This window comes from Pseudomonas sp. Sample_16, from assembly GCF_004307665.1.
GTDB lineage: Bacteria > Pseudomonadota > Gammaproteobacteria > Pseudomonadales > Pseudomonadaceae > Aquipseudomonas.
This window is the reverse complement of sequence record NZ_RCOB01000047.1, coordinates 60,438-70,668: the sequence shown is the minus strand read 5'-3', so window position 1 is coordinate 70,668 and position 10,231 is coordinate 60,438. Positions and strand designations below refer to the sequence as shown.

At 61.6% G+C, this 10,231-nt stretch carries 13 protein-coding genes; 8 read left to right on the top strand and 5 right to left on the bottom strand.

All coding sequences use genetic code 11. The features are described from left to right. The 4 genes from ribB to nrdR form a co-directional block, all read right to left on the bottom strand. A partial coding sequence (gene ribB, locus D8U69_RS06665) for a 3,4-dihydroxy-2-butanone-4-phosphate synthase (protein WP_130906959.1) occupies positions 1–710 on the bottom strand: 710 nt, incomplete at its 3' end. Positions 711–740: 30 nt separating this feature from the next. Continuing rightward, complete coding sequence (locus D8U69_RS06660) at positions 741–1,403, bottom strand: riboflavin synthase (RefSeq protein WP_056855847.1); 663 nt, start codon at positions 1,401–1,403, stop codon at positions 741–743. Positions 1,404–1,450: 47 nt separating this feature from the next. Then, on the bottom strand, positions 1,451–2,584 hold the full coding sequence (gene ribD / locus D8U69_RS06655) for a bifunctional diaminohydroxyphosphoribosylaminopyrimidine deaminase/5-amino-6-(5-phosphoribosylamino)uracil reductase RibD (protein ID WP_130906958.1): 1,134 nt from the start codon (positions 2,582–2,584) through the stop codon (positions 1,451–1,453). Further along, positions 2,581–3,045 carry a transcriptional regulator NrdR gene (nrdR, locus tag D8U69_RS06650; protein WP_003228656.1) on the bottom strand — a complete coding sequence of 155 codons (465 nt, stop codon included), beginning with the start codon at positions 3,043–3,045 and terminating at the stop codon, positions 2,581–2,583. Before nrdR ends, ribD begins: the two co-directional genes overlap by 4 nt. A gap of 127 nt (positions 3,046–3,172) precedes the next feature. Here nrdR and D8U69_RS06645 point away from each other — a divergent pair, with 127 nt between their 5' ends. The 3 genes from D8U69_RS06645 to trxA all read left to right on the top strand — a co-directional run bounded on the left by D8U69_RS06645 (position 3,173) and on the right by trxA (position 5,339). After that, entirely contained in the window at positions 3,173–3,637 is a 465-nt protein-coding gene (locus D8U69_RS06645; RefSeq protein ID WP_056855905.1) for a YbaY family lipoprotein, read from the top strand. Further along, the gene (locus tag D8U69_RS06640) at positions 3,634–4,290 is read left to right on the top strand and encodes a 50S ribosomal protein L11 methyltransferase (protein ID WP_130906957.1); all 657 of its coding nucleotides are present in this window, start codon (positions 3,634–3,636) and stop codon (positions 4,288–4,290) included. The genes D8U69_RS06645 and D8U69_RS06640 overlap by 4 nt, the downstream gene beginning before the upstream one ends. A 176-nt stretch (positions 4,291–4,466) precedes the next feature. After that, positions 4,467–5,339: a thioredoxin gene (trxA, locus tag D8U69_RS06635; RefSeq protein ID WP_056855850.1), complete on the top strand. Its 873-nt coding sequence runs from the start codon at positions 4,467–4,469 to the stop codon at positions 5,337–5,339. Positions 5,340–5,430: 91 nt separating this feature from the next. Here trxA and D8U69_RS06630 read toward each other — a convergent pair whose 3' ends face one another. Further along, positions 5,431–5,769: a hypothetical protein gene (locus D8U69_RS06630; RefSeq protein WP_130906956.1), complete on the bottom strand. Its 339-nt coding sequence runs from the start codon at positions 5,767–5,769 to the stop codon at positions 5,431–5,433. Between the two features lie 135 nt (positions 5,770–5,904). On the opposite strand from D8U69_RS06630, the gene D8U69_RS06625 reads away from it, so the two are divergent. The 5 genes from D8U69_RS06625 to D8U69_RS06605 all read left to right on the top strand — a co-directional run bounded on the left by D8U69_RS06625 (position 5,905) and on the right by D8U69_RS06605 (position 10,117). Further along, positions 5,905–6,495, top strand: coding sequence for a DUF2796 domain-containing protein (locus tag D8U69_RS06625; RefSeq protein ID WP_130906955.1), 591 nt, complete (start codon positions 5,905–5,907; stop codon positions 6,493–6,495). Between the two features lie 132 nt (positions 6,496–6,627). After that, the gene (locus tag D8U69_RS06620) at positions 6,628–7,338 is read left to right on the top strand and encodes an ABC transporter ATP-binding protein (RefSeq protein WP_130906954.1); all 711 of its coding nucleotides are present in this window, start codon (positions 6,628–6,630) and stop codon (positions 7,336–7,338) included. A 1-nt stretch (position 7,339) separates the two neighbouring features. Further along, positions 7,340–8,605: an ABC transporter permease gene (locus D8U69_RS06615; protein ID WP_056855854.1), complete on the top strand. Its 1,266-nt coding sequence runs from the start codon at positions 7,340–7,342 to the stop codon at positions 8,603–8,605. A gap of 11 nt (positions 8,606–8,616) precedes the next feature. Further along, positions 8,617–9,135, top strand: a complete 519-nt coding sequence (locus D8U69_RS06610; protein ID WP_056855855.1) for a DUF3299 domain-containing protein — start codon at positions 8,617–8,619, stop codon at positions 9,133–9,135. Between the two features lie 283 nt (positions 9,136–9,418). Beyond that, positions 9,419–10,117, top strand: a complete 699-nt coding sequence (locus D8U69_RS06605) for an OmpW family outer membrane protein (protein WP_056855856.1) — start codon at positions 9,419–9,421, stop codon at positions 10,115–10,117. The last annotated feature ends 114 nt before the right edge of the window (positions 10,118–10,231 follow it).

Genomic DNA, 10,231 nt, shown 5'->3' with positions numbered 1-10,231 from the left:
GCCATGTGCACGTCGCCTTCCACCGAATCACGATAGGTCACCAGGTTGAATTGGCCCAGTTCGCTGTCCAGCGGCTGCTCGGCAATCCGCTGAACGGTACGTTCGTGGATCATCCGATAGTGAATCAGGTCGGCAATGGTGCCGATCTTGATGTCGTGTTCGGCGGCAAACGCTTCCAGCTCGGCGCGACGGGACATGGTGCCATCGTCGTTCATCACTTCGCAGATCACGCCGCTTGGCTCGAAACCGGCCATGCGCGCCAGGTCGCACGCCGCTTCGGTGTGGCCGGCACGAGCCAGCGTACCGCCGGCCTGGGCCATCAGTGGGAAAATATGGCCCGGGCTGACGATGTCTTCGGCCTTGGCATCACGGGCCGCAGCCGCTTGCACGGTGCGCGCACGGTCGGCGGCGGAGATGCCGGTGGTGACACCGGTGGCCGCTTCGATCGATACAGTGAACTTGGTGCCGAAACCGGAACCGTTGCGCGGCGCCATCAATGGCAGCTTGAGCAATTCACAGCGCTCGCGGCTCATCGGCATGCAAATCAGGCCACGGGCGTGCTTGGCCATGAAATTGATGTGCTCGGGCTTGCAGCACTCGGCGGCCATGATCAGGTCGCCTTCGTTCTCGCGGTCTTCGTCATCCATGAGGATGACCATCTTGCCTTGGCGGATATCTTCAACCAGCTCTTCGATGCTATTGAGCGCCACAAGGCACCCCCTTCTTTTGAAATTTGAGCTTCAGGATTTGAGGTAGCCGTTGGCGGCCAGAAAGCTTTCGGTGATGTTGCCGGAGGCTGGTTCTGCAGCCTTGTCGCCCAACAGCAGACGTTCCAGATAACGGGCCAGCAAGTCCACTTCCAGGTTCACCCGGCGACCTGGCTGGTAGGACGCCATGATGGTTTCACTCAGGGTGTGCGGAATGATGGTCAGCAGGAATTCCGCGCCATCAACCGCGTTCACGGTCAGGCTGGTGCCGTCGACAGTAATCGAGCCTTTATGCGCGATGTACTTGGCCAGGTCTTTTGGCGCGCGGATACGGAATTCCACGGCGCGGGCGTTCTCGGTGCGGGCAACCACTTCGCCCACACCATCGACGTGACCGCTGACCAGATGCCCGCCGAGGCGCGTGGTCGGGGTCAGGGCTTTTTCCAGATTGACCGGGCTGCCGCTTTTCAGGTCGTTCATGGCGGTGCAGTCGAGGGTTTCACGGCTGACATCCGCCGCAAAGCCATTGCCCGGCAATTCAACGGCAGTCAGGCACACGCCATTGACCGCGATGCTGTCGCCCAGTTTGACGTCGCTCAGGTCGAGCTTGCCGGTTTCGACGTGAACCCGCACATCACCGCCCTTTGGGGTCAATGCACGAATACTGCCGATGGATTCGATGATGCCGGTAAACATGAGGTTCTCCTCGAGAACAAAGCCAGCGCCTACGCGATGGCCGGGAATTATACGCTCGCGGCTGGCGAAGGAATGGCAGTGACCCGCCAGTCATCGCCAACCGCGCGAATTTCGGTGATTTTCAGCTCGGGCGCATCCTTCATGTGCGCGAGCGGCCAATCCAGCAACGGCAGCGCCGAAGAGCCCATGAACTTGCCGGCGATGAAAATCTGGAACTCGTCCACCAGACCGAGTTGGGCGAAGGCACCCGCCAGCCGTGGGCCGGCCTCGACCAATACTTCATTGACGTCACGCCTGGCGAGCTCGACCAGCAACTGACGAAGATCGACCTGCCCATCGTAGCTCGGCACGATCAGGCATTCCGGGCCATTGGCATATTGTTCTTCCACCGCCACGCACGTCGCCACCAACGCTGGGCCAGCCTTGAAGAACGGCGCATCCAGCGGCACCCGCAGACGCCCGTCGACCAGCACCCGCAAGGGTGGCCGGCTCATGGCCAGTGCGGTTTGCTCCCCGTCCAGGCCCAGCTCATCGGCGCGTACGGTCAAACGAGCATTGTCCGCCAGCACCGTGTCCGCGCCAGTCAATACCACGCTGGCCTGGGCTCGCAGGCGTTGCACCGCCGAACGCGCCGCCGGGCCGGTGATCCATTGGCTCTCGCCGTTTTCCATCGCCGTGCGACCGTCAAGGCTCATGGCCAGTTTGACCCGCACGAACGGCAGGCCGTGTTCCATGCGTTTCAGGAAACCTTGATTGAGCTTGCGCGCTTCGCTTTCCAGCACGCCGCTTTCGGTGGCGATGCCCGCCTGCTCCAGACGTTGCAGGCCACGGCCGGCAACCTCCGGGTTCGGGTCCTGCATGGCCGCGACGACCCGCGCCACACCGGCATTCACCAGCGCATCGGCGCAGGGCGGTGTGCGGCCGTGGTGGCTGCAAGGCTCGAGGGTGACGTAAGCGGTCGCGCCCCGGGCCAGTTCACCGGCGGCGCGCAAGGCATGGACTTCGGCGTGGGGTTCACCGGCGCGCTCATGCCAGCCTTCGCCGACAATTTGCCCGGCCTGGACGATCACGCAGCCAACCCGTGGATTGGGATGCGTCGTGTAGTGCCCCTTGCGCGCCAGCTCGAGGGCGCGCGCCATGTAATGCGCGTCGAGGATGGCCTGTTCGGCGGACGTGGTCATTCTTTCACCGGCTCACGGGCCAGGCGATCGATTTCTTCGCGGAACTCGTTGAGGTCCTGGAAGCGGCGATACACCGAAGCGAAACGGATATAGGCGACTTCGTCGAGCTTTTGCAGCTCGGCCATCACCAGTTCACCGACCACCAGGGACTTGACCTCGCGTTCGCCGGTGGCGCGCAGTTTGTGTTTGATGTGCACCAGCGACGATTCGAGGCGTTCGACACTCACCGGGCGCTTTTCCAGCGCCCGCTGCATGCCGGCACGGAGTTTTTCTTCGTCGAACGGCTGGCGACTGCCGTCGGTTTTGATCAGGCGCGGCAACACCAGTTCGGCGGTCTCGAACGTCGTGAAACGTTCGCCGCAGGCCAGGCATTCACGCCGGCGGCGCACCTGTTCGCCCTCGGCGACCAGACGCGAGTCGATGACCTTGGTGTCGTTGGCACCGCAGAAGGGACAGTGCATGGTGGCAGGCAACAAAAAAAGGGAGGGCCATGGTAGCGCATCCCGGTGGCAAGACAAGCCATAGGGTTTGCGGTATACAGACGGGATGATCAATTGATCCATGGATTTCATCTTTCCGGAGCTGCCAATGTCGTTACGTCCGCTCGTTTTGCTCAGCCTTTTCAGCCTGTTGGTGGCCTGCAGCAGCGATGCACCCCAGCCCCAGCCGCCAACGCCCGGCCCTGCGCCGCAACAAGCGCAGAAAAAAGCCAAAGAGGCCGCCAAACTCGGCCCGTTGCCCGCCCATCAACGGGAATTGAGCGGCACTCTGCAAGGCGTACCGACCGGAGCCGAAGTCGAACTGGCCTTGCTGGTGATCGATGACAAGGACCGCCCGCAACAATTGCTCGCCAGTTCCAGCCTGATCGGCAACAACCAGATTTTGCCGTTCCACCTGCGTTTCAATCCAGAATCCTTCCCCGCCGGTGCCCGTGTCGAACTGCGAGGCCGCGCCAGCCAGTCCGGCCAGTTGATCCTGCATCTGCCGTCGCAAGTGATTACCCAGCCGACGACCCAGGCGCTGGGCCAACTGCAATTCGTCAAAGCCCCATGAGTGCACCGCTCGACCTGCAACAGGCGTTGGCTGAACTGCTCGGTGATGCGCGCTTGGTCGCCTGTGAGCTACCGCAGACCGATCTGAAGTTGTGGCTGATCGACGGCGACAACATGGACCGTGCCTTCAGCCCAGAAGAAACCCGGCGCATCCTGCACGAGCCGCCTTACTGGAGTTTCTGCTGGGCCAGCGGGTTGGCCGTGGCCCGTTATCTGGCCGACAACCGGCATTGGGTCGAAGGCAAACGTGTGCTGGATTTTGGCGCAGGGTCCGGTGTGGCGGGCATTGCCGCGGTGAAGGCCGGCGCACTGGAAGTAGTGGCCTGTGACCTTGATCCGCTGGCGATTGCCGCCTGTCGGGCGAATGCCGAACTCAATGGCGTACAACTCGACTACTCGACGGATTTTTTTGCCGAGGCCGATCGCTTCGATCTGATTCTGGTGGCGGACGTGCTGTACGACCGGGCCAACCTGCCATTGCTCGATGAGTTCTTGAGTCGTGGCCGGGAGGCGCTGGTGGCGGATTCGCGGGTACGGGATTTTCGCCATCCGCTGTACCGGCGTATCGAAATGCTCGAAGCCATGACCTTGCCGGATCTGGCCGAGCCGGAAGAGTTTCGGCATGTGAGCCTGTATCACGCCGCCCGGACATGAACGTTCCCACGCTCCGCGTGGGAATGCAGCCCAAGACGCTCCGCGTCTCAAAAGCAGACGCAGAGCGTCCCTTGAAGCGTTCCAACGCAGAGCGTGGGAACGATCAATGTTCCGACTTCCGGCCGCCCCCCACCAGGCCGTATAGTGGCCCCATTCACGCTTTTACGAGATTGCCCATGAGTCAGCAAACGCCGTACATCTTCGACGCCACGACTGCCGATTTTGACCAGTCGGTGATCGAGAACTCTTTCCACAAACCGGTGCTGGTGGATTTCTGGGCCGAATGGTGTGCGCCGTGCAAAGTGTTGATGCCGATGCTGCAGACCATCGCCGAGAGCTATCAGGGCGAATTGCTGCTGGCCAAGGTCAACTGCGACATCGAACAAGACATCGTCGCCCGCTTCGGTATTCGCAGCCTGCCGACCGTGGTGCTGTTCAAGGACGGTCAACCGGTGGACGGGTTTGCCGGTGCGCAGCCGGAATCCGCTGTGCGCGCCTTGCTTGAACCTCATGTGCAGATGCCGCCACCAGCAGCGGCCGATCCGTTCGAACAGGCCCAGGCCTTGTTCGACGACAGCCGATTCGCCGATGCCGAAGCGCTGCTCAAAGTCATCCTGGGCGAAGACAACACCAACGCCAAGGCCCTGATTCTCTACGCACGCTGCCTCACTGAGCGCGGTGAGCTGGGCGAGGCGCAAGTTGTGCTCGATGCGGTCAAGAGCGACGAACACAAGGCTGCCCTCGCCGGTGCCAAGGCGCAGATCAAGTTTCTCGGCCTGGCCCGGGATCTGCCAGATGCCGCTGACCTGAAGGCGCGACTGGCGAAAGACCCGCAGGACGACGAAGCGGTCTATCAACTGGCGATTCAGCAATTGGCCCGCCAGCAATACGACGCCGCGCTGGATGCCCTGCTCAAGTTGTTCATCCGCAATCGCAGCTACAACGAAGGCCTGCCGCACAAGACCTTGCTGCAAGTGTTCGAGCTGCTGGGCAATGACCACCCACTGGTGAGCACCTACCGTCGCAAGTTGTTTGCCGCACTGTACTGATCACGCCCCGTAGGAGCCGGCTTGCTGGCAATGCACGATGACGCGGTTCACCTGCTGAAACGCAGCGTCCGCATCGCCAGCAAGCCGGCTCCTACAGCCAGCGATAAATCGGTGTATCGCCGCCGCTTTCCACCTTCACATCCGGGCTGTGGCGCAGGCGCACCAACAAGCGCTTGCCCGCTGCGGCGCTGCCGGTCAGAGCTTCAAGTTGATCGAGCAGATCCGGCCCGCTCAACTGTCCGGCCTTGCGCAGCAAATCCCTGGCGACCTGCCAAAGCGAATCATCCTGGCTCATCGATTTCGCCGCTGGCGCGCTGACGTCGACTTTATCGACCTGCAACTGCGCGCCCAGCCTGGCCCAGTCGGCGTCATCCATTTCCAGCGTCAAATCCACCGGCCAGTCGCCGATGCTTCCGCGAATTCGCAACATAAGTCTGCTCCTGCACATTTCTGACTTGCATGCTCCCATGGGACTTGTGCAACGCCAAGCAGCCAGTCAAACTCTCCGCACTTACGTTATAAGATTACATAACAGATTGTTCACTTTACTTTCCGGAGACTCGCCATGCGTCGTCTGTTGCTCGCTTTGCCGTTTGCCTTGTTGCCCCTGGCTGTCGCCCATGCGGCTGACGAGCATGACCATGATCACGATCATGAACACGGCAGCCTGGGTGCCCATGAGCACGGTGTCGGCCGGCTCAACGCGGTGCTGGACGGCCAGACCCTCGAGCTGGAGCTGGAAAGCCCGGCGATGAACCTGGTGGGCTTCGAACATGCCGCGACCACCGACGCCGACAAAGCCAAAGTCGCAGCGGTTCGTACTCAGCTGGAGAAACCACTGACGCTGTTCAACCTGGCGAAAGCTGCAGGCTGCGTGGTGCAAAACCAGACCCTGGAAAGCCCGCTGTTTGGCGATAAACCAGACGTCGATGATGACCACGATGGCGACGCCAAGGACGAGCATCATCACGACCACAGCGAAATCCACGCCCACTACCAGTTCACCTGCGCCACACCGGCGGCGCTGAAGACCCTGGATCTGGCGAACATTTTCAACAGCTTCCCGGCGACCCGGACAATTCAGGTACAACTGATCGGCCCGAGCGGCCAGCAAGGGGTTGAAGTGACGGCCCAGGCCGCGGCCCTGAAATTCTGAATCTATCCGGATCCTGTAGGAGCAAGGCTTGCCCGCGATGAACGATAGCGCGGAGCTCCTGTTAAACCGCGGTGTAGCCATCGCGAGCAAGCTTTGCTCCTACGGATCATCAACATTCTTGAAATCGGCGCCATGACCCAAACACTCATCGAACTGTCCGACCTGGGCTTCAGCTGGCCCGGTCATCCGCCGCTGCTGGACATTCCGGCGTTTCGCCTTTCACCTGGTGAAACCCTGTTCCTCAAAGGCCCCAGCGGCAGCGGCAAGACCACCCTGCTCGGCTTGCTGGGCGGCGTGCAGAAGCCTGATCGCGGCAGCATTCGCCTGCTCGGCCAGGAGCTCACCGAGCTGTCGGCCGGTGCCCGCGATCACTTTCGCGTCGATCACACCGGCTACATCTTCCAGCAGTTCAACCTGCTGCCGTTTCTGTCGGTGCGAGAAAACGTCGAACTGCCCTGCCACTTCTCCAAACTGCGCGCCGAACGGGCCAGGCAGCGTCACGGCAGCGTCGATAAAGCCGCCGCCACCCTGCTCGCCCACCTGGGTTTAAGGGATGAAAACATCCTCGGTCGGCGTGCCGATTCGCTGTCCATCGGCCAACAGCAACGAGTGGCCGCCGCACGCGCGTTGATCGGTCAGCCGGAGTTGGTGATCGCCGACGAACCGACTTCGGCGCTCGATTCCGACGCCCGGGAAAACTTCATTCGCCTGCTGTTCGCCGAATGCCGCGAAGCCGGGTCGAGCCTGTTGTTCGTCAGCCATGACCAGAGCCTGGCGCCGCTGTTCGATCGCAACCTGTCGCTGGCCGAGCTCAATCGCGCCGCCAGCCCGTCCGAGGTCTGAGATGTATTTGTTCCGTCTAGCCATGGCCAGCCTGGCTAACCGTCGCTTCACCGCGATTTTGACCGCGTTCGCCATTGCCCTGTCGGTGTGCCTGCTGCTGGCCGTCGAGCGCGTGCGGACCGAGGCCAAGGCCAGTTTCGCCAGCACCATCAGCGGCACCGACCTGATCGTCGGCGCGCGCTCCGGCTCGGTGAATCTGTTGCTGTACTCGGTGTTCCGCATCGGCAACGCCACCAACAACATCCGCTGGGACAGCTTCGAACACTTCGCCAACAACCCGAAAGTGAAATGGGCGATCCCGATGTCCCTCGGCGATTCCCATCGCGGCTATCGGGTAATGGGCACCACCGAGGCCTACTTCGAGCATTACCAGTACGGCCGTCAACAACACCTGGAACTGGCCGCTGGCCGCGCCTTCGCCACTGATCCGTTTGAAGTGGTGCTCGGCGCCGAAGTGGCCGATGCGCTGCAATACAAGCTCGGCGAAAAACTGGTGCTGGCCCACGGCGTGGCGGCGATCAGTCTGGTCAAGCACGATGACAAACCGTTCACTGTGGTCGGCATTCTCAAGCGCACCGGCACACCGGTGGACCGAACGCTGCACATCAGCCTCGGCGGTATGGAAGCGATTCACATCGACTGGCACAACGGTGTGCCGGCCCGGGGCAACGGGCGAATCAGCGCCGATCAGGCACGCAACATGGACCTGAAGCCGCAAGCGATCACCGCGTTCATGCTCGGCCTCAACAGCAAGATTTCGACCTTCGCCGTGCAACGCGAGATCAACGAATTCCGTGGTGAGCCGATGCTGGCGATCCTCCCGGGGGTGGCGCTGCAGGAGCTGTGGAGCTTGATGAGCACCGCCGAAAAAGCCTTGTTCGTGGTGTCCTTGTTCGTGGTGCTGACCGGGTTGATCGGCATGCTCACAGCGATTCTCACCAGCCTCAACGAACGCCGCCGCGAGATGGCGATTCTGCGTTCGGTGGGCGCACGGCCGTGGCATGTTGCGACCTTGCTGGTGCTTGAGGCTTTTGCCCTGGCGCTGTCCGGCGTAGTGGCGGGCGTGGCACTGCTGTACGTGTGCATCGCCGCGGCTCAAGGTTACGTGCAAGCCAATTACGGGCTGTTTTTGCCATTGGCCTGGCCCAGCGAATATGAATGGACGCTGCTCGGTGGCATCCTGATCGCCGCGCTGCTGATGGGCAGCGTGCCGGCCTGGCGTGCTTATCGCCAATCCCTGGCTGATGGCCTGTCGATCCGTTTATGAGGACTTTGAAAATGCCCCGCGCTGTCTTTGCGCTGTTGATGCTGGTCGCTCTGCCGCTATGGGCGGCCGAGCCGAAAGAGCTGACCTGGTCGGAAATGATCCCGCCGGATGCCGCACCGGAAGTGCCGAACATGACGCCGCTGCACGACCTGTCGAAGATGAGCGATGCATTGTCTGCCGAGTCAGCGCCAGCAGCGAAGCAGGACATGCCCAATGCGCCGGTGGTCAAAGCGCTCGACGGGCAGAACATTCGCCTGCCGGGCTACATCGTGCCGCTGGAAGTGAGTGAAGACGGACGCACCACGGACTTTCTGCTGGTGCCGTATTTCGGCGCCTGCATTCACGTGCCGCCACCGCCGTCGAATCAGATCGTGCATGTCAAAAGCGAAGTCGGGGTGAAGCTCGATGAGCTGTATCAGCCGTACTGGATCGAAGGGCCGATGCAGGTCAAGCCCTCCACCAGCGAATTGGCGGATGCCGGGTATCAGATGGAAGCGCAGAAAATTTATCTGTATGAATTGCCCGAATGAGTCCGGAGTTGTTTTGTTGATTCAGAAGACGCCTTCGCGGGCAAGCCTCGCTCCTGCAGCACGCGGGGTGCGGCGACCGCGTTCTGTGGTTCATGAGCACTGCCTTACAGGCGCTTCGGGCGCAACGCTGAACCTGTAGGAGCGAGGCTTGCCCGCGAAGAGGTCCTCAGACATTCCACAAAAGCCAGACCTTCCACTGTTTCATTGAGCTGCATCAAAAGACCGAATCGTTAGGCAACTTACCATTGGACATCGAACATTTTTAACGTCCTTTGGAGCCCCCATGAACAAGTCTTTGCTCGGCGCATCGCTGGTCGCCCTCGCGCTCGCAGCCCCGCTCGCCCACGCCCACCAGGCGGGCGACATCATCCTTCGCGCCGGCGCGATCACCGTCAACCCGGAAGCCGACAGCTCCACCGTGAAGGTCGATCAAGGCCCGCTGAGCGGCGCCGACCTGGGCGGCAAGGCGACCATGAGCAGCGACACGCAATTGGGCCTCAACGTTGCCTACATGCTGACCAGCAACTGGGGTATCGAACTGCTCGCGGCCACACCGTTCGAGCACGACGTGAAACTCAAGAACACCGCGCTGAGTGCCGCCAACGGCAAACTCGGTACGCTCAAACACCTGCCGCCGACGCTGAGCGTTGTGTATTACCCACTGGACGGGAAGTCCGCTTTCCAGCCGTATGTGGGCGCCGGCATCAACTACACCTGGATCTACGACGAACACGTTGGCAGCCAGGCCAGTGCCGCCGGTTTCAGCAACTTCAAGGCGAGCAATTCCTGGGGCATGGCCTGGCAGGTTGGTGCCGACTACATGCTGACCGACAACGTGATGATCAACGCCCAGGTGCGCTACATCGACATCGACACCCGCGCGACCGTGGAGAACAACGCCGTTGCACCGGGCACCCGGGCACGGGTGAACGTGGATGTCGATCCGTTCATCTACATGGTCGGTCTGGGTTATAAATTCTAAGGATTCACGTGGTGGTGAAGATCGTTCCCACGCTCCGCTTGGGAATGCGGCCAGGGATGCTCCGCGTCCCAAGAGCAGACGCAGAGCGTCCATTGAGGCATTCCCACGCAGAGC